The organism is Kocuria sp. LUK (assembly GCF_021012935.1).
Taxonomy (GTDB): Bacteria; Actinomycetota; Actinomycetes; order Actinomycetales; family Micrococcaceae; genus Kocuria; species Kocuria flava.
The window spans coordinates 284,645-303,314 of record NZ_JAJMZI010000003.1 but is presented as its reverse complement, the minus strand read 5'-3'; the positions used below and the strand labels follow the sequence as shown (position 1 = coordinate 303,314).

Genomic DNA, 18,670 nt, shown 5'->3' with positions numbered 1-18,670 from the left:
TGTCCGAGCAATGCGACACCCGCTTTTAACCGCCACCGCTCCACCGTGGCGCGTCCCACTGACGCGGTTTGGCGTTTTACACCCTGTCATGCCGGAATGAGCAAATACCGTAGCGCCCGCAAGGGCTACCGGTCACACTGGTTCCATGGACACCGAGGTCGCCAAGCAGGAGCGGGTGCAGATGGTGCTGGCACGCGCCCGTGAGGCATGGCCGGATGAGGCGGCGAAGGAGTGGTTGCACGGGTCCAACGACGTCCTGGAAGGTGCCCGATCCATCGGCCGGGTCCACAATACGACGGGCGCGTCGCGCGTTGTGGACGAGGATCTCTTGAACCTGTGGGTCGATCAGCCGGTGGACGTCATACGTCGCTCGTACCGGCGCCCCAGTACCGCGCGTAATCTAGAGCGGATTGCGCGAGAACTCCGACGGGGACTAGGCGGGCGCCGGATGCAAACGGCTTTGGTTCACGGCAACTACTGGGGGAACGTGCTCACAACAATCACGCCTGAGGGCCCGAGGATCAGCGGCATCATTGACTGGGAAAACGCGACCCCCTGGGGGATTCCGGATACTGACCTGGTGCACTGGTGGCTTACGAACCAACCCGGAGAACTCGGTGCCATCGTTGTGGAGGCCCTGGCCAATCCCGAGGCTGTTCGTTCAGGATTGTCTGGCCTCGGCGCGACGCTGGCCAACGCAGACGTAAAAACTGAACACATCATTCTGCTGACGTGGCTTTGGCACGTTTCGGCAGGATTGACCCGGGCATCGCCCAATAGGATGGGACTTATGTGGGTCGCGCCCAATGTTTCCCCCGTGGTCCAGCTGTTCGACGGAAAAGAGTTCCAGTCACCGAGGGGGACGCCGCAATGAAGGTGCCAGTCGAACACACTACAACGGCGCAGACACCCGCGGTGGGTTCCCCATTGCCACTGACCGCGCCGGGGGACGGGTGGGCCGTGGCGACGCCGAGCGGTCGAATTCGTTTCGTCACGTTGCGGCGCAATTTGGTGTTCCTCGTAGTCCCTTTCGCGGCCGTTCTTCTGTGGATCTTTGGATTCCTGGATGCGGACCCCCGGAATATGGACGCACTAGGCTTGCTGTCCCTGTTCAACGTGGCCATCGTTAGCGCCCTCGTGCTACTCATCGGCGGTTTCCTTCACAGTCTTTACCGGGCTCGTCCGGGATGGGTGCTGGGCACCTACCTCGTCACCTACATTGCCCTGATACATGCCACGCCGCCGCTGCTATACGGGACTCTTCGCTATTCCTGGGCATACAAGCACGTTGGCATCGTTGATTACATTCTTCGCACCGGCTCCGTGGATACCAGCATCGACGTCGGGCAGATCTATCACAATTGGCCGGGCTTCTTCGCGGGCAGTGCCCTGCTTACCTCATTGACCGAACAACCAAACGCTCTCCAGATCGCTGGCTGGGCGCCCCTAGCATTCAACCTAATGAACCTGCTGGTCCTGCGCTACGTTTTCCGCGGCATGACCCGTAACCGGTCCCTGGTCTGGCTCGGGCTGTTGTTCTTCTTCCTGATCAACTGGGTCGGACAGGAGTACTTCTCCCCGCAAGCGCTGGCCTTCGTGCTGTATCTCGGACTGATCGGTCTACTCATCCGGCACTCGACCGATCGCACGCACATCGCGCCCTTCGCCATAATCGTCGCGACGCTCGCTGTCAGCCACCAAATCACGCCCCTGATGATGCTCTTCGCCGTCAGCGCCTTGGTCGCGACTCGCCGCGCTCGGGGCTGGGACCTCCCGCTTGTCGCGTTTGCCCTCGTGGCGACATGGGCTCTGACAGGTGCACGCGACTACACGATGACGAACGTGCAGGAGCTGGTCACGGAATTGGGTGACCCAGTGGGCAACGCCGGTCAAACCCTCGACAAAGCGGCGAAATTGAGCGGCGCAGCGTTGCTGGTGGTATGGGGCGGGCGTTTCACCGTGATCGTGGCCTCAGCCGTCGCGCTCCTGGGACTTGGACGTCGAATGCACGGGCGAGATCTGCGGGTGACCGCAACAGTGCTCATGATCCTGCCCACCCTGCTGGTCTTAACGACTGGCTTTGGCGGTGAGGTTCTCTTCCGCGCCTTTTTGTTCGCGGCGCCGTTCATCGCCTTCCTCGCGGCTGACGCCTGCCTACCCCGAAGTTCTCCTGTTTTCCCGCCGCTCAGTCTGCTCGCTGCCTCCGTCACTGCTGTCCTGGTCGTACCGGGATTTCTCCTGGGTTACTACGGTAAGGAACGCCAGAACTACTTCACTCCCGCAGAAGTACAAGCGGCAACTTGGGTGGGTGCCCACGCACATCCGGGGTCATTGCTCGTAGAGGGCAGCACCAATTACCCGTCGCGCTTTCTCGATTACGAGAAGTTCACCTATGTCCCCATCAATCGCGAACCAGGTGATTTATTTGTGCAACTGCTGGCAGACCCTGCGGGAAAATTGGCGGAGTGGCTTAATGACCCGCAATACACCGATGCCTACGTGCTCCTCAGCCGGGGACAAACCCCCGCGGTGGACACCTTGTCGATGCCGGAGGGAAGCCTTGAGCGGATCGAGTTCGCGTTGCGTCACAGCAATAGTTTCCGTATCGCCTTTGAAACGCCCGACGCCGTGGTGTTCACTCTGGCAGAATCAGGAGCACAATGATGCGTGGACGAAACGCGTGGACCTTGGCAGCAGCGGTCGCTGTTTTTGCATTGCTTTGCATTCTTGCTGTTGCCGTGACAGAGGTACGGCTGATTCTCATGGCCGCCTTCTGCCTACTGGCGCCAGGCTACGGCTGGGCCCATCGAATGCAGCTCAAGGATCGCGGTGACACACTGGCGATGACCGTCGTTCTCAGTTTGTGCGCTTCAGTATTGGTGGGTACCGCGCTGGCTGTTAGCGGCTTATGGTCATCTCTCGCAGGACTTATTATTCTCGTTCTCATCACATTAGGAGGATTCGCGCCCATACCCGGCGTTGCGCCCTTTCGAAAGGAATTTAAATACCGTCTCGTTCAGCGTCCCGGCCAACGGAAGCACCTCGGACAGCGGAAAACCCCCGCGGATGAATTCCATCGTTCGTAGTCGGATCTCCCCGTATCGGCAGAATAGCTTCATCGCCAGCGAGGAGGCTCGCTCTCTTACAGGTCTAGCTGTGTCTCGTATGCCGGGAAGACATGGAGCGTGGCACACTTTCACGTTCATTAGCCCTATGGTTTTATCGGGTGGCCGTTGAAGGGCGTGTTAGGAGACGAAAAGGTGCTCCGACAAGGGAAAATAGTGGTGTATAAGCCAATTTATCCCGGCCGTGAAGGAGCACCTTTTCGATGCACCTCTCTTCCCTCGTTTTCCCGGCGGTTCCCGTTAGTTTCAGTGGCCAGTCGCTGATCTCCCACGCCGGAGTCAATGTCGTTACCGGCTTCATGGACGCACTGGGTTTCGGCAGGCTGTCCCGTGACGGGTTCAGTGGAGGCTCGGTAGTGCCGCTTCGGCGGTCGCCGGGGCGGTGGGGTGACGATAGTAGGCGTCCTCGTACTCGGCCGGTGGCACTAGGCCGATCTCTCCGTGCAGTCGGCGGTGGTTGAACCAGTCGACGTACTCGGCCACCGCAATCTCCAGGTCGTCGATGTTCTTCCAGGGCCCCCTGTTGCGGATCAGCTCGGCCTTGAACAGCGAGTTGAAGGCCTCGGCGAGGGCGTTGTCATATGAATCGCCGGTGGAGCCCACCGAAGCCACCGCCCCCGCTTCTGCCAGGCGTTGGGTGTAGCGCACGGCGACGTACTGCACGCCTTTGACGCCCTTCTATGAGTCAAGCGGCGATGAGGGTTTGTCCGGCTTGGCGTTGTTGGTTGCGCAGGAGGTAGTACACCTCTCGGGCGATGTAGCGCTTGAGGCACCTAAGGATCTCCGGGTTGGAGTGGCCCTCGGCCTTCTTCCGGGCCACGTAGGCCTTCGTCACCGGGTCCAGGCGCCAGCGCACGACCGCGATCATGTGCAGAGCACTATTGGCGGAGCGGTCCCCGCCACGGTTGAGCCGGTGCCGGGTGGTCTTGCCCGAGGACGCCGGCAACGGGGCGACCCCGCAGAGCATCGCGAAGGAGGCCTCGCTGGTGAGCCTGTCGGGGTTGTCCCCGGCGGTGATCAGCAGCTGTGCCGCGGCCTCGTAACCGATGCCCGGGCGGGTGAGCAAGTCTGGGGCGAGCTCCTCGACCAGGGCGTGCATGAGCTGCTCGAGGTCGGCGATCTCATCGTGAAGTTCCAGATAGCGCCGGGCCATGGACTTCAGCGCGATCCGGGTGGCCACCACCGGATCCCGGAACCCGGTGGCGTCCGGGCGCCAGGCGGCCAGGGTGCGGATCAGCTGCATCCGGGTGAGATTGCGCAGCTGGTCCCGCAGCTCGTCCGGGGCGGAGACGATCTGCATCTGGATCAGCTGCAGGGCGGTGCGCCGGGCGTGGATGGCGGACTTGCGGGCAACCTTGAGCACGCGCAGGGACTCGACCATCCCGTCGCGTGCCCGCGGGGTCACGGTGCGCCGGCGGGCGAAGGCGGCATGGGCGGCGTTCTGTGCGTCGATGGTGTCGTCCTTGCCGCGCCGGCGCCGGTCGGAGTGGTCACCGGTGGTGACTTCCAGGACCTCGATCCCGGCGTTCTCGAGGTGGCGCAGCAGCCCGGCCCCGTAGGAGCCGGAGCACTCCACCCCGATCCGAGCGATGTCCCCGTAGGAGCGCATCCAGCGCAGCAGGGACCGGTAGCCGGCCCGGGTGGTGGAGAACGCCTGGGTGGCGATCACGGTGTCGTGGACATCGACGACCGCGGCCATGTGCAGGTCTTTGTGGGTGTCGACCCCACCGATCACGACAGGGGACGAGGAACTGGTGGGGTCTTTCATCACAGGCCTCCTGGGACCGAGCAGCAACAGTTGGTTGCCCTCGGCCGAACCAGACACCCGGACACGACAGTAATGAGACGGATTCCCGTCAGGCCCTTCTTGGGTCACGTGGTCCCGGCGAGACCGATGGGCCTCGCCGGAGGTGCTCCCGAGCAACCGACAAGTCCGAGGAATGACACCGAGCTGGGGTCGATCGGAGTGCGGGTCAGGATGCTGCGAAAGCACCTCCGACACCACGGTAGCCCCACGGGGTCGATCGCTGTGAGGGTCAGGACGCCCGGGAACACCTGGCCCTCACAGTCTTACTATCCGAATGATGTACGACTCCGCTGGTGTCATGGCCGTCGTGGGATCGGGTCCACAACCCCATCTCGAGGGCGTCCAGAGCCAGGTCCGTGCGCAGCGAGGTCGACAGCTGCCACCCCACCACCCGTCGGGAGAACACGTCGATGACGAAGGCGGCATAGACCCATCCGGCGAATGTGCGGCAGTAGGTGATGTCCGCGACCCAGAGCCGGTCCGGGGCGGCGGCGGTGAAGGACCGCTCTACCAGGTCCGGCCGGGTGTCCGGGCCGGTGCCGGCCACCGTGGTGCGTGGCCCCTTGGCTCGGGTGATCCCGCGCAGACCTGCCGCCCTCATGAGCCGGTGCACCGTGCACCGGGCCACTCGGTGGCCGTTCCGGCGCAGCTCGGCGTGCACCTTGGTCACCCCGTACACCCCGTAGTTCTCCGCATGCACTTTGGCGGCTCTTCCACTTTGAGCGTGGTGGCAGGTGTTCAGCCGGCCTTTCGGGCGGCCGTGTACAACAGTATCCGGGTGCGATAGTTGGCGTGATTGGTGTACCCGCGGCCGATGCACTTGATGTTCTTCGCCGTCAGGTTCGCCGCCTCGCTACGGGCGTTGGTCACCCGGGTGCGGCAGAACGTCAACAGCGGCCTGCGCCAGGCCTTCAGGGTCGCGAACAGCGACTTGGCCTCGACCATCCTGGTGGCCTTCACCGCGTGCTCCAGCTCGGCCCAGGCCCGCTGGAAGCCGGCCGTGTCCGTGGTGCGCAGCAGCTGCCGCACGTGCTCCTTGATGCCCCACACCACCCCGAGCTCCAGGTCGGCCTCGACGATCTCGGCAAGTCGCCCACGCTGGGCCACCGAGAGGTTCTCCTGGTTGCAGGTCAGCAGCTTCCGGTACCGGTAGGCCGGATCAGAGTTGCGCCCACGCCTCCCGTGCAGGGTTTGACTGCGCCGTCGGCGCACCTCGGTGATCATCTGGTTGGCCCGGGCCACGACGTGGAAGTGATCCACGGTGATCACCGCCCTGGGCAGCGCGAAGCGTACGGCGGCGCGGAATTCAGCGGACATGTCGATAGCCACCAGCTGAACTCGGGCTCGCCACCAGCGGGGTCGTGCGGCCAGCCACCGGCGGACGGTGGCTCCGCGGTGGCCGTCGACGATGTCGAGGATCGTGCCGGTGTCCAGGTCGGTGAACACGATCGACCACGGCTCCACGCGCTTGATCCGGCCGGTCTCATCAGCCAGGTAGCGCACCGTGCGGAAGCGGTGCTCGTCGATGCCCAGCCGGCGCACCAGACGCCGGTCGATGTCCCCGTCCACCCGTGCGGTGGCCCCAGGATGCGCATGACTGTGGTCCAGGAGACCTGCCCAGCCGCGGCCAGTCCCGTCACTGCCCGCAGCTCGCAGGAGGCGGCCTGGGCGAGGCTGGCTACCAGCCGGGTCGTCAGCCTGGCCCGCAGCGGGATCTGCTCGGTGGTCTGCGTGAACGACACCCGGGGGCAAGCACCCTCCGGGCAGCGCAGGCGCCGCTTGCGCACCCGCACGGCCACCAACTCCCCGCCGCAGGACACGTCCTTCACCCGGTGCACGGGCCTCGCCTGGATCCGACTCGAGAGCACCCCGCAGTCCGGGCAGGCCGCCTCGACCGCGATCGGCTCGATGAGCACTCGGCGCCCGCTCGGGGTGCGTTCGACGGACACCACCTGGTGGCCCTCGAGATTGAACAGGATCGACGCCGCATCGGGCGCGCACGTACTCTGGGACAAGGCTCGTAGTCCTCCCGCATTGATGTCTCGACAACACCTATGCTCGCAGGGCTACGAGCCCCCTTTCTGCCGGGGCACCACGCTCAAAGTGGAAGAGCCACTTTGGCGATGACCGCGGTCGTGGCCGCGTCGCTGACCGACCGCGCCGAGGGCGGGCGGGTCTTGGCCGCGTAGTAGGTGCTCGGGGCGATCTGCACTCCGGCGTCCCGGAGGACCCGGCAGATCGGCTCGACCCCGAACTCACCCCGGTGGGCGTCGATGTAGGCCACTACCTGTTGTGTGGGCGGTCGAGCTCCGCCGCGAAGAAAGCCGAGGCCGAGCGCAGAATGGCGTTGGCCCTGCGGAGCTCCCTGACTTCCTTCTCCAGCTCGGCCATCCGCTGGGCATCATCGGTGGTGGTCCCCGGCCGGTATCCCTCATCGACCTCGGCCTGTCTGACCCAGTTGCGCAGCGTCTCCGGATTGATCCCCAGCTGCTGCCCGATCCGGGCCAGCGCCCCGGCCTTCGTCGCCGGGTCTCTCCGGGCCTCTACCGCCATCCGGGTTGCGCGCTCACGCAGCTCGTCGGGGTACTTCCTCGGTGCTCCCATGACTCTCATCCTTCCGTGGAATGAAAGTCTCCAACAGACCCGTCACGGGACAGGCCCTCATCTGGTCGATGAAGCCCATGATCAGCGTTTGCGGGGGTCGAGTTCCCCGCGAAGAAAGTCGTGGCCGCTTTCAGGATCGCCACGTCCTCGCGCAGCCGGCGGTTTTCGGCCTTGAGGCGTTTGATCTCCTCGTCCTCGGCGGTAGTGAGGCCCTCGCGTTGCCCGGCGTCGATCTGGGCCTTGCGCACCCCGGTCCGCAGGGTCTCCTTCCCCTCGCCCAGGCTCGCTCCCACGGCCGCGCAGGCCTGGCTGAGCGAGGCGTACTCCGGGAGCTGCTCGAGCACCATCCGCACGGCCCGCTCCTTGATCGCGGGTTCGAAGTTCTTCGGCATGACAACATCCTTCCTGACCGGAAAAGATGCGGCATCAAACCTGGGGGTCACGTCCTGGATCGGCGACGCTGGTCCACCCGCGATGAACTGCGCCTGGTGATCGTGACCTGGATCGAGAAGTCCTACCACCGCCGGTGCCGCCAACAGCGTCTCGGTCGCCTCACACCGGTCGAGTTTGAGACCATCAATCACGGCCTCCGAGCCGCCTAAAAACCGTCAACCCCATGAGTCAGCCAAACTCGGGGCAGTCCCAACTACATCGTCAGGTCGATACTCGAAACCGAAGGATTCAGACCCCAACTACGCTCTTGATCGCGATGAGCCCATAAAGAGTTCAAGGTGGCAGTACCCGAAGACCGTACTCGCCAATGAAACACCCTCTCCGCTTTGGACTAGCCCGGGAGCGGATCCGCTGCCTTGCGCATGGCCATGCCGGGAAGGTAAATCACTTGGCAGCCGCAGTCCAGGGCCACGGCCACCGGCAGGGCACCGATCGTGTTCGGCTGGTCCACCACCCGCAACACTTTTCCGTGCTACTGAAGCGCGCTGATCAATTCCCTCAGGTTGGCTTCATCCTGTGGCAGCGGCTTGCCGAACAGCCGTTGCGCAGCGCCGTGGCGTGGTGTTCGGACTTGGTGACATCCAGCCCGCAGTAATCATCGAATCCTTCGTCCACGTTGGCGCTCCCAAGAGACCTAAGCCATCCCTGCCCGGCCTTGTACCTATCAGCGGTCAACAAGCGCCTCCGAAACCGGCGACAACTCCCCCGGATCATCAATGACAGGGCAAGAAAGCCATGCCGGTTCCTACTACCATATCCCCAGCCTTCGGAGACTGAATAAATGTAACGGGCAGTCAACCTCATTCCATAGTCAGCTATTTCCTAGAATTCTGACACGGTCAATCTTAAAGACCGCCGGGAACGTGGTGTTCTTATCTGGATTTCCCGGATAACTTCCCCCGACGGCCAAGTTCATCACCAAGTACATCGGCTCATCCGGCACCTGCTTGCCTAATACTTGCCATACTTGCTTTCCGTCGAGGAGATAGGTCAATTTGTTGGGGGACCAGTCCAGGGAGATGGTATGCCAACCGTCAGCCAGAGATCGCCCTTCCGGGAGGAAATAATCCTTCCTAATGGGCGGCGCTGACCTGTCTTTTGGATGCAAGTGCATAATCAGGCGGCCCGTATCCTCACCGGTTACTTCTAACATGTCTATTTCTGGCCGCGAGTCCTCGCTTGCAGGAAGGAGCCAGATTGCCGGCCATAGGCCACGCCCTGAAGGTACCTGAAACCTGACCTCGACTTTGCCGTAAGTGAATTGAAGTTTGGACGGCATGTCATGGGCTGGTGGTCCAGTTGTCACCATGCCGGAGGCGAAGTCATAATCCCTGCCGTTGGAGGCCGAAATCTCGCTGCGCTCGGCAGTCATGTGTAGAGCCCCATCGGAAACCTGCACCTGCTCAGGAAGGTACCATTCGAGCTCATTGTTTGTGACGATTGTACAACCGCGATCCTGCCACCAATGACACGTATTCCAAGTAGAGGCTCCGAGCGTATTCCCATCGAAACCATCGTCCAGCAGGATCCCTTGCTTCGGATTCGGACCGGGATGGCTTCCAACTCCTGGGTCATCTGCTGGCCATACCCGGACGTCTCCTGTCGTTGTGCCGATGTCAGAGGAGGAGCATCCTGCCAACAACGATCCAACGATGATGAGTCCGGCCACGGTTACCCAACGGAATTCCCTCTTCGTTCTCATCATCCGATGCTAGCTCCGGCGAACGCATCCTGAACCGTCACCGGTTCTCTGCCGTTGTCATACGGGCTGCGCCTCCGGCCGGGGCGCAGTGATCTGATCGTAGTGGGCGGCCTCGAACTCGGCCGGCGGGACGTTGCCGAGGCTGGAGTGCAGCCGACGGGTGTTGTACCAGTCCACCCAGGCCATCGTGGCGTACTCGACATCGCTGACGGTCTTCAGCGGTGCCTTCACGAACGGGCCCGGGCGGATGCACTCGGGACTGCCGCACCGATAGGTGACAGGTTGACCTGACCTACGGTTTGGTTTCCAGTGGCGGTCGCTAGTCGAAGGCCTTCATGGAAGGCTCACCGCTATGCCCCGCCCTTACCCACCGGAGTTCCGTGCACGAGCGATCGCTCTCGTGCGTGAGGGCCGTCAGGTCAAGCAGACCGCGGCTGATCTCGGTATTCACCCCGTCACGCTGCATTCCTGGCTGCGCCAGGACGACATCGATCAGGGCCGCCGGCCCGGACGCAGTACCCAGGAATCGGCTGAGCTGCGGGCGGCCCGTGGCCGCATCCGCCAGCTCGAGCAGGAGCTCGCGATCATCCGCCGCGCCGCCACCTGGCTCGACGAGGAGGAGGGAGACCCCCCCCAAAAGGGCGCACCCGGTGATCGACCGTCCCGTCGACGCCGGGGCCCCGGTCCACACCTGCTGCCGCCTCCTGGGCGTCTCCCGCCAGGGCTACTACCGGTACCGAAGACGCCCGACCAGCGCCACGGAACTGCGCCGACGCTGGCTTACCGGGCTGATCCGGGAGATCCACGTGGCCTCTCGGGGCACCTACGGCTACCGCCGCATCCACGCAGAACTCACCATCGGCATGGGCATCCCCTGCTCCAGCCGGCTCATCTCCGCGCTGATGACACGGGCCAGCATCGGCGGACTGCCCGGACCGGCACGGATCAAGCGCCTGCGCGGCGTGGCGACCGCTGACGACCTCGTCAACCGGAAGTTCCACCGCCTGGCGCTGAACGAACTATGGGTCACGGACATCACCGAACACCCCACCCGCGAGGTCAAGGTCTACTACGCGGCGGTGCTGGACGCCTGCAGCCGCAAGATCATCGGCTGAGCCATCGACTCCAAGCAGGACTCCACCCTGGTCATCAACGCCCTGGACATGGCCATCCGGGCCCGGAAACCCGGCGCCGGCGGCATCGTCCACGCCGACCACGGAGTCCAGTTCACCTCGTGGGTGTTCACCCAGAAGATCCGCTCGGCCGGACTGCTGCCCTCCTTCGGCACGGTCGGCGACGGCCTCGACAATGCCATGATGGAATCCTTCTGGTCGACGATGCAGATCGAACTCCCCAACCGCAAGAAGTGGAAGACCCGGATCGAACTGGCGAACGCGATCTTCGAGTACATCGAGGTGTTCTACAACCGACGCCGCCGACACTCTGCCCTCGGGTACGCCACTCCGCACGAATACGACCTCGCTCGAACGCCACAGGCACTCACCACCGCTGGAAGCTAGCCACCGCGACTGGAAACCAAACCGTGGGTCAGGTCAACCTGTCACCTATCGGTGCGGCAGTCCCGTCAGCTTTTCCTTCGCTTACTCACCCATCAGCGACAGCCGTCCTGAGCCGCGCCTCGCACGTCTGACACATTGTGCGTCGTGTCCCGTCCTCTGTGGTGCACCCTCACCGGCCACACTCGAGCGATTAGACTGGCCCGGAACGTCCTGCGGCCGCCCCGGCCGGCCGCTCCCATCGTCAGAAGGATTGGATCCATGGCCAACCAAGCCCAGTCGTCCACCAGCACCGCGGCGGAGGCGACGCCTAGCGGCCGCCGCGGCGGCGCCACCGTCCGCTCGTACTCGGGCCAGGGCCGGACGGTCAACAACCTCATCTTCCTCGTCCTGGCCATGGCCGTGATGATCGGCAGCTTCTGGGCCTTCGCCTCCTACCCCAACAGCCCCACCGTGTGGATCATCGGCCTGCTGCTCTACGCCCTGGCCCTGCTCATCCCCGTCTCGCTCATGAGCAGCTCCACCGCCAAGCGCGCCGAGGGCGGGCGCACCCTCGCCATGGACGTCCCGCCGACCACCGAGGTCCCCGGCGACGAGCCCAAGGCCGCCCAGCTGGGCCAGGCCCCGCGCGACCCGGCACGCCGCGACGCCGAGGTCCGCGCCGAGCACGGCGACGACGCCCTGGGCCGCACCACCCAGTAGGCGCACCCGCCCGACGACGGACGACTCCCCTCCCCTGTTGCCGGGCGGGGAGCCGTCCGTCGTCGGGGCAACGGCGCGGGACGGACCGCGCGCACGGCGCCGACCGGCCCGGAGATCTCGGCACGGAGCGGAGACCGTGAGCGCGGCGAGAGGCTCGAGGCGACGGACGCCCGGGAACCCCGGGTCGGTGGGTGCGACTAGACTGGGTCCGAACCGCCACGGCAGCCGCACCGGCCGCTGCCCACCGCCAGTACCGCCAGAAGGGTGACCTCTCATGTCCGACCGCGCTCCCTCGTCCACCAGCACGTCCACGGACGCCGCGACCGGTCGGCGCTCCGGCGCCACCGTCCGCTCGTACTCGGGCCAGGGCCGGACGGTCAACAACCTCATCTTCCTCGTGCTGGCCATGGCCGTGATGATCGGCAGCTTCTGGGCCTTCGCCTCCTACCCCACCAGCCCCACCGTGTGGATCATCGGCCTGCTGCTCTACGCCCTGGCCCTGCTCATCCCCGTCTCGCTCATGAGCAGCTCCACCGCCAAGCGCGCCGAGGGCGGGCGCACCCTCGCCATGGACGTCCCTCCCTCCACGGAGGTTCCGGGCTACCAGCCGATCGCCGCCGAGTTCCCGCAGGGCCCGCAGGACGCCCGCACCCGCGACGCGCTCACCGCGCGCGCTCACGGCGACGACAAGTACGGCAAGGCCGTGCAGTAGTCCGCAGCGACGCGAACGACGAAGGGCTCCTCCCGCTGCGGGAGGAGCCCTTCGTCGTGTGCAGGATCGGAACGGACGGCATCCGGGACGGACGACGACCCGGACCGGAGCCGCAGCCGCCCGGAATGGTCGTGCACCGCTCCGGACGCCCGGTCCGGCCACGGCTCGGCCTGCTGGTGCACAGGCCCGGCCGCGCCGGCCCGGCGGCGGCTCAGGCCGCCGCCGGCTCCTTCGCGAAGACCGCCTCGACCACGCCGCGGGCCCACTCCAGGATCTCCCGGTCCACGAGGTCCTTGCCGCCGATCCGGGCGGTCTTGGGCTTGGGGATGAGCACCTGGGCGGTCTCGGTGCCGGGCACGGTCTTGACCTGCGCGCCCGGGTAGAGGCGGGTCAGGCGCATCCGCCGCGACTCGGGCAGGTCGGCGGGGGCGAAGCGGATCATGCTCCCCATCGCCCCGACGTCGGTGAGCCCGGCGGCGCGGGCGACCACGCGGAAGCGGGCGACCTCGAGCAGGTTCTGCACGGGCTCGGGCAGCTCGCCGTAGCGGTCGGCGAGCTCGTCGGCGACCTCCTGGATCGCCTCGTCCGTGGCGGCGTTGGCGAGGTTGCGGTAGGCCTCCAGGCGCAGCCGCTCCCCCGGCACGTAGTCGTGGGGCAGGTAGGCGTTGACGGGCAGCTCGATCTTCATCTCGGCGGGCCGCTCGTCCTCCTCGCCGCGGTACTCGGCCACGGCCTCCCCGACCAGGCGCAGGTACATGTCGAAGCCGACCCCGGCGATGTGCCCGGACTGCTCGCCGCCGAGCAGGTTGCCGGCGCCGCGGATCTCGAGGTCCTTCATGGCCAGCTGCATGCCGGCGCCGAGCTCGTTGTGGGCGGCCACGGCCTTGAGCCGCTCGAGGGCGGTCTCGGACAGCGGCTTCTCGGCCGGGTAGAGGAAGTAGGCGTAGGCCCGCTCGCGGCCGCGGCCCACGCGCCCGCGCAGCTGGTGCAGCTGGGAGAGCCCGTAGCGGTCGGCGCCGTCGACGATGAGGGTGTTGGCGTTGGCGATGTCCAGACCGGTCTCCACGATGGTGGTGCAGATGAGGACGTCGAACTTCTTCTCCCAGAAGTCCACGATGATCTGCTCGAGCCGGGACTCGGACATCTGCCCGTGGGCCACGGCGATGCGGGCCTCGGGCACGAGCTCGGCGATCTCCTTGGCCTTGCGCTCGATCGAGGAGACCCGGTTGTGGATGTAGAAGACCTGGCCCTCGCGCATGAGCTCGCGGCGCACGGCGGCCGAGACCTGCTTGTCGGTGTAGGCGCCCACGTAGGTGAGCACCGGGTGGCGCTCCTCGGGCGGGGTGGCCAGGGTCGAGGTTTCGCGGATGCCGGTCAGCGACATCTCCAGGGTGCGCGGGATGGGGGTCGCGGACATCGCCAGGACGTCCACGTTGGTGCGCATCGCCTTGAGCTTCTCCTTGTGCTCGACGCCGAAGCGCTGCTCCTCGTCGATGACCACGAGCCCGAGGTCCTTGAAGACGACCTCCTTCGACAGCAGCCGGTGGGTGCCGATGACCACGTCGATCGACCCGTCCCTGAGCCCGGCCAGCGTCGCCTTGGTCTCCTTGGCGGTCTGGAAGCGGGAGAGGGTGGCCAGGCGCACGGGGAAGCCGGAGAAGCGCTCGGTGAAGGTCTCGGTGTGCTGCTGGGCGAGCAGGGTCGTGGGCACGAGCACCGCGACCTGCTTGCCGTCCTGGACGGCCTTGAACGCCGCGCGCACGGCGACCTCGGTCTTGCCGTATCCCACGTCCCCGGAGATCAGCCGGTCCATGGGGATCTCCCGCTCCATGTCGGCCTTGACCTCGTTGATGGTGGTCAGCTGGTCGGGGGTCTCGATGTAGGGGAAGGCCTCCTCCAGCTCCCGCTGCCACGGGGTGTCGGGGTCGAAGGCGTGGCCGCGGGAGGCCATCCGGGCGGAGTAGAGCCGGATGAGCTCGTTGGCGATGTCCTTGACGGCCTTCTTCGCGGCGCGCTTGGTCTTGTTCCAGTCGGCCCCGCCCATCTTGGACAGTGCCGGGGTCTCCCCGCCCACGTAGGTGGTGACCTGGTCGAGCTGGTCGGTGGGCACGAACAGGCGGTCGCGGGGGCCGTTGCGCTTGGACGGGGCGTACTCGAGCACGAGGTACTCTCGCACCGGCTTGGGCTGGCCCGGCTTGGTGACCGCCCCGGCGATGGGCCGCTGGATGAGCTCCACGAACTGCCCGATGCCGTGCTGCTCGTGGACCACGAAGTCGCCCTGGGACAGCGCGAGCGGGTCCACCGCGTTGCGCTTGCGCCGCACGGGCAGCCTGCGCATGTCCTTGGTCGTGTAGGGGCTGGCCTTCCCGAGCAGGTCGGCCTCGGTGAGGAAGGCCAGGTCCAGGGCGTCGAGGGCGAAGCCCTTGCCTGCCACCGCCGTAGTCAGCTCCACGATCCCGGGCTGCGGGGCCTCGTCGAGGGAGTCCTTGCGGGCGGCCGGCACCCCGGCCTCGTGCAGCAGCTCGGCGATGCGCGCGAGCGGACCCGGGCCCTCGGTCACGGCGACGACCCGCCACCCGTCGGCCACGCGCTTGCCCAGGAACTCGAGCATCGCCTCGACGTCCCCGGCGAAGCCGTGGGGCTCGCGGGCGGCGACGGTCAGGGAGTCGGCCTCGGAGTCGAGCAGGGCCACGGCCTCGTCGGAGGTGTCGGCGTCGACGTCGGCGGCCGAGGCCAGGGCCAGGTTCAGCGCGGTGAGCGACCACCACGCCGTGCCGTGCCCGAGCGCGGTGGCCCGGGCCTCGCCCAGGGTCTGGAAGGAGCCGGCGGCCAGGGTGCGGCCCTCGTCGTCGCCCGCGGCCTGCGCGGAGGTGAGGTCGAGGGGCGCGGACGTCCCGTCCGAGGCGGAGTCCCACGCGGCGAGGAGGAACTCCTCGTTGGTGGCCACGAGGTCGTGGGCGCGCGCCCGCACCTTCTCGGGCTCCACGACGACGACGATCGAGCCCGGCGGCAGCAGCTGCAGCACCGGGACCATGCCGTCGACGAGCAGCGGGGCCAGCGACTCCATGCCCTCCACGTAGATCCCGCCGGCGATCCGCTCGAGCATCGACTCGGCCCCGGGCAGCCTGTCCCGCAACCGTGCTGCGCGCGACATCACCGAGGAGGTGATGAGCACCTCGCGGCACGGCGGGGCGGTGAGGGAGTCGGGGTGGTCCCCCGTGGTGAGGGTCCGCTGGTCGGCCACGGCGAACCAGCGCAGCTCCTCGACCTCGTCGCCGAAGAACTCGATGCGCACGGGGTGGTCGGCCACCGGGGAGAAGACGTCGATGATGCCGCCGCGCACGGCGAACTCCCCGCGGCGGGTCACCATGTCCACCCGGGCGTAGGCGGCCTGGGCGAGCGCGGCCACGGCGTCGTCGAAGTCGAGCTCCTCCCCGCGCACGAATCGCACGGGCGCCATCTCCCCCAGGCCCTCGACCACCGGCTGCAGCACGGAGCGCACCGGGGCGGTGAGCACCCGCAGCGGGCCGCCGGCGTCGGGGTGGGCCAGGCGGCGCAGCACCTCGAGGCGCCGGCCCACGGTGTCCGAGCGCGGGGAGAGCCGCTCGTGCGGCAGCGTCTCCCAGGCCGGGAACTCGGCGATCTCCTGGGCCGGGACGTAGGCGGCGAGCGCGGCGGCGAGGTCCTCGGACTCCCGGCCCGTGGCGGTCACGGCCAGCACCACCGGCGGGGACTGGCCCTCGGCGGGAGCGGGGGCGTCGTCGAGCGCGCGGCGGATCTGCGCCGTGAGCACGGCACGCATCCCGTCCGGGGCGCTGATGACCGTCTCGGGGCTGCGCTCGCCGGGCGGGAGGGCGGCCTGGGTGCGGATGTTCGCGAAGGAGCGCTCCGCCGAGAGGGCGTCGAGCAGTCCGGACAGGGTCATGGGTGCGCGGTCTCCTGGTGCGGGACGGGAGCGGTGGGGCGCGGGCCGTGGTTCCCGGCGGGCGCGGCCCCCAGCTTACTCCCGGGGGCGGACGGGCGCCCGGCCCTACCATGGGAGGACCCGATCGCCCGATCCCAGGAGTTCCCATGGCCGTCACCGCCTCCACCACCGTTCCCGCGTCCGTCGAGCAGGTCGTGGTGACCTTCCGCGACGAGGGGTTCATCCGCCACGTCACCCACCGCGCGGGGGCGACCCTCGAGTCGGTGGACGTCGACGGCGACGTCGAGGCCCGGTTCACCGTGACCACGGTGCGCGCGATGGACGCGGCGAAGCTGCCGGAGATGGCGCGCAAGTTCGTGGGCAGCTCGGTGCGGGTCACCCAGGTGGACCGCTACGCCGACCCGGACGCCGAGGGCGTGCGCGTGGTGTCCACCGAGATCCAGGTCGCGTCCCTGCCCGTCTCGGGCACGGCGACCCAGCGGCTGAGCCCGCAGGGCGAGCACACCGAGGTGCACGTGGAGTGCGTGGTGCAGGCCAACATCCCGTTCGTGGGCAAGCAGATCGCCGCCGCCGCCGAGCCGTTCGTCTCCAAGGCGATCTCCCTGCAGTCGCAGGAGGCGCAGGCCTGGCTGGCCGACCGGGCCTGAGCCCGGTGGACGCGTCCCCCACCGCGGCCAGGCCCCGCTTCGACCCGCCGTGCGGACCGGTCCGCGGGTTTGCCGACGGCGCCGTCCTGCGGGCCACCGGCATCCCGTACGCCCGGGCGGGCCGCTTCGAGGCGCCCGTGCCGGCCCCGGACCACGCCGAGGTCCTCGACGCGACCGCGCCGTCCCCGGCGTGCCCGCAGCAGCCCTCGCCGTTCCTCGACCGGATGCTCGGTCCCGTGCTCGGCGGGCTGCCCACGGACGAGGACTGCCAGCGGCTGTCGGTCACCCTCCCCCGCACGACCCCGCCCGAGCACGGCTTCCCGGTGCTGGTGTGGGTGCACGGCGGCTCCTACGCCGCCGGGGCCGGGGACTCGCCCGGCCTGGACCCGGCCCGGCTGGTGGCCGAGCAGGACGTCGTGGTCGTCGCCGTGACCTACCGGCTCGGGCTCTTCGGGTGTCTGGGCGACGGCGGGGAGCGCCCCGCGAACCTGGCGCTGCTGGACCTGCTCGCCGCGCTGCGCTGGGTGCGGCGCAACATCGCGGCCTTCGGCGGGAATCCGGGCTGCGTCACGGCCTTCGGCCAGTCCGCCGGCGGGGACGCCGTGGCGCACCTGCTGGCCGCCGGCGGGCAGGAGCTCGTGGAACGGGTGATCCTGCAGAGCGCCCCGCTGGGCATCCGCACCGGCCGGGCCCCGATGACCGCGGCGATGAACGCCGCCGCCGGCCGGGTGGACCGGACCTCGGGCACCGAGGAGGTGCTGGCCGAGGAGGCCGGGGTCGTCGCCGCGGCGACCGGGCTCGGGCTGCGCCGGTTCATGCCCTTCGGCACCCAGTACGGCCACTGCCCGCTGCCCGCCGAGGAGGAGGTGACGGCGGCGTGGGACGCCGCGGCCCCCGGCGTCGACGTCCTCATCGGGCACACCACCCACGAGGCCCGGTTCTTCTACCCCGTCCAGCCGCTCGCCGGGCGCGCCGTGCGCGTGCCCGTCCTCGGCCCGCTCCTGGACCGGGCCCTCAATGCCGTGGTCACCCGCAGCGTCTACGCCGCGGCGGGCACCGCGTTCGCCGCCCGGCACGCCCGCGCCGGCGGACGGGCCTGGCGCTACGTGCTCACCTGGGGCCCCGACAACGCGTGGGGCAGCACCCACACGGTGGACCTGCCCCTGCTGCTCGGCGACGAGCGCACCTGGGCCGGGGCCGAGCTGCTGCGCGGCACCGAGTGGTCCCGGGTGGAGGAGGCCGGGCGCGCCCTGCGGGCGGTGTGGGCCGACTTCGCCCGCGGCGACGGCCTGCCCGAGCGGGGCGGGATCCCCGGTGTGCTGCGCTGGCGGCGCGTCCGGCCGCGCCGCACCCGGCGCCGGACACCCGTCCTCCAGCGGTCGCCGCGCCGCCGCTCCGACCTCGGGAGGACCCCGTCCCCGGTGCCGTGACCCCGCTCACGTCCTCCGGAGCACAGGTTCCCCGCGTGGGATGACG

Annotated in this window: 12 protein-coding genes, 6 pseudogenes and 1 other annotated feature; of the genes and pseudogenes, 7 read left to right on the top strand and 11 right to left on the bottom strand. The window is 67.7% G+C overall.

The window, feature by feature from the left end:
• Window positions 1-145: 145 nt before the first annotated feature.
• Window positions 146-874, top strand: a complete 729-nt coding sequence (locus tag LQU92_RS07000; RefSeq protein ID WP_230779319.1) for a phosphotransferase — start codon at window positions 146-148, stop codon at window positions 872-874.
• An 86-nt stretch (window positions 875-960) separates the two neighbouring features.
• Window positions 961-2,664 carry a hypothetical protein gene (locus tag LQU92_RS06995; protein ID WP_230779316.1) on the top strand — a complete coding sequence of 568 codons (1,704 nt, stop codon included), beginning with the start codon at window positions 961-963 and terminating at the stop codon, window positions 2,662-2,664.
• Window positions 2,665-3,464: 800 nt separating this feature from the next.
• Here the strand turns inward: LQU92_RS06995 and LQU92_RS06990 are convergent.
• The 10 genes and pseudogenes from LQU92_RS06990 to LQU92_RS06950 form a co-directional block, all read right to left on the bottom strand.
• Window positions 3,465-3,794: pseudogene (locus LQU92_RS06990) on the bottom strand (integrase core domain-containing protein); the annotation flags it as partial.
• Between the two features lie 16 nt (window positions 3,795-3,810).
• The gene (locus LQU92_RS06985; RefSeq protein ID WP_230779314.1) at window positions 3,811-4,893 is read right to left on the bottom strand and encodes an IS110 family transposase; all 1,083 of its coding nucleotides are present in this window, start codon (window positions 4,891-4,893) and stop codon (window positions 3,811-3,813) included.
• A 268-nt stretch (window positions 4,894-5,161) separates the two neighbouring features.
• Entirely contained in the window at window positions 5,162-5,632 is a 471-nt protein-coding gene (locus tag LQU92_RS06980; RefSeq protein WP_230779310.1) for an IS3 family transposase, read from the bottom strand.
• A 38-nt stretch (window positions 5,633-5,670) separates the two neighbouring features.
• Window positions 5,671-6,947, bottom strand: a pseudogene (locus tag LQU92_RS06975) (ISL3 family transposase).
• 83 nt (window positions 6,948-7,030) lie between these two features.
• Window positions 7,031-7,216, bottom strand: coding sequence for a hypothetical protein (locus LQU92_RS15385; RefSeq protein WP_374229657.1), 186 nt, complete (start codon window positions 7,214-7,216; stop codon window positions 7,031-7,033).
• Window positions 7,130-7,258: a sequence feature (AL1L pseudoknot), on the bottom strand. It overlaps the preceding gene by 87 nt.
• The gene (locus LQU92_RS06970; protein WP_374229656.1) at window positions 7,216-7,536 is read right to left on the bottom strand and encodes a transposase; all 321 of its coding nucleotides are present in this window, start codon (window positions 7,534-7,536) and stop codon (window positions 7,216-7,218) included. Its footprint overlaps the feature before it by 43 nt. Before LQU92_RS06970 ends, LQU92_RS15385 begins: the two co-directional genes overlap by 1 nt.
• A 52-nt stretch (window positions 7,537-7,588) precedes the next feature.
• Window positions 7,589-7,928 (bottom strand): annotated as a pseudogene (locus LQU92_RS06965) (IS3 family transposase); the annotation flags it as partial.
• Between the two features lie 407 nt (window positions 7,929-8,335).
• A pseudogene (locus LQU92_RS06960) lies at window positions 8,336-8,604 on the bottom strand (transposase); the annotation flags it as partial.
• A gap of 196 nt (window positions 8,605-8,800) precedes the next feature.
• Window positions 8,801-9,691: a family 16 glycosylhydrolase gene (locus LQU92_RS06955; protein WP_230779307.1), complete on the bottom strand. Its 891-nt coding sequence runs from the start codon at window positions 9,689-9,691 to the stop codon at window positions 8,801-8,803.
• A gap of 57 nt (window positions 9,692-9,748) precedes the next feature.
• Window positions 9,749-9,931: pseudogene (locus tag LQU92_RS06950) on the bottom strand (integrase core domain-containing protein); the annotation flags it as partial.
• Between the two features lie 112 nt (window positions 9,932-10,043).
• On the opposite strand from LQU92_RS06950, the pseudogene LQU92_RS06945 reads away from it, so the two are divergent.
• From LQU92_RS06945 to LQU92_RS06935, 3 genes and pseudogenes are all read left to right on the top strand, one after another.
• A pseudogene (locus tag LQU92_RS06945) lies at window positions 10,044-11,211 on the top strand (IS3 family transposase).
• Window positions 11,212-11,469: 258 nt separating this feature from the next.
• A complete protein-coding gene (locus tag LQU92_RS06940; RefSeq protein ID WP_230779304.1) occupies window positions 11,470-11,910 on the top strand; it encodes a hypothetical protein in 441 nt (146 codons plus the stop codon).
• 274 nt (window positions 11,911-12,184) lie between these two features.
• Window positions 12,185-12,622 (top strand): hypothetical protein, encoded by a 438-nt coding sequence (locus LQU92_RS06935; protein ID WP_230779301.1) that lies wholly within the window; start codon window positions 12,185-12,187, stop codon window positions 12,620-12,622.
• Window positions 12,623-12,833: 211 nt separating this feature from the next.
• Here LQU92_RS06935 and mfd read toward each other — a convergent pair whose 3' ends face one another.
• Entirely contained in the window at window positions 12,834-16,547 is a 3,714-nt protein-coding gene (gene mfd / locus LQU92_RS06930) for a transcription-repair coupling factor (protein ID WP_230779298.1), read from the bottom strand.
• 146 nt (window positions 16,548-16,693) lie between these two features.
• Here mfd and LQU92_RS06925 point away from each other — a divergent pair, with 146 nt between their 5' ends.
• Entirely contained in the window at window positions 16,694-17,194 is a 501-nt protein-coding gene (locus LQU92_RS06925; RefSeq protein WP_230779295.1) for a DUF2505 domain-containing protein, read from the top strand.
• Between the two features lie 5 nt (window positions 17,195-17,199).
• A complete protein-coding gene (locus tag LQU92_RS06920; RefSeq protein WP_230779292.1) occupies window positions 17,200-18,624 on the top strand; it encodes a carboxylesterase family protein in 1,425 nt (474 codons plus the stop codon).
• Window positions 18,625-18,670 lie beyond the last annotated feature (46 nt).

Coding starts and splice junctions, on each gene's coding strand:
- LQU92_RS07000 (WP_230779319.1), top strand. CDS start 146: ATGGACACCGAGGTCGCCAAGCAGGAGCGGGTGCAGATGGTGCTGGCA.
- LQU92_RS06985 (WP_230779314.1), bottom strand. CDS start 4,893: ATGAAAGACCCCACCAGTTCCTCGTCCCCTGTCGTGATCGGTGGGGTC.
- LQU92_RS06970 (WP_374229656.1), bottom strand. CDS start 7,536: ATGGGAGCACCGAGGAAGTACCCCGACGAGCTGCGTGAGCGCGCAACC.
- LQU92_RS06955 (WP_230779307.1), bottom strand. CDS start 9,691: ATGAGAACGAAGAGGGAATTCCGTTGGGTAACCGTGGCCGGACTCATC.
- LQU92_RS06940 (WP_230779304.1), top strand. CDS start 11,470: ATGGCCAACCAAGCCCAGTCGTCCACCAGCACCGCGGCGGAGGCGACG.
- LQU92_RS06935 (WP_230779301.1), top strand. CDS start 12,185: ATGTCCGACCGCGCTCCCTCGTCCACCAGCACGTCCACGGACGCCGCG.
- mfd (WP_230779298.1), bottom strand. CDS start 16,547: ATGACCCTGTCCGGACTGCTCGACGCCCTCTCGGCGGAGCGCTCCTTC.
- LQU92_RS06925 (WP_230779295.1), top strand. CDS start 16,694: ATGGCCGTCACCGCCTCCACCACCGTTCCCGCGTCCGTCGAGCAGGTC.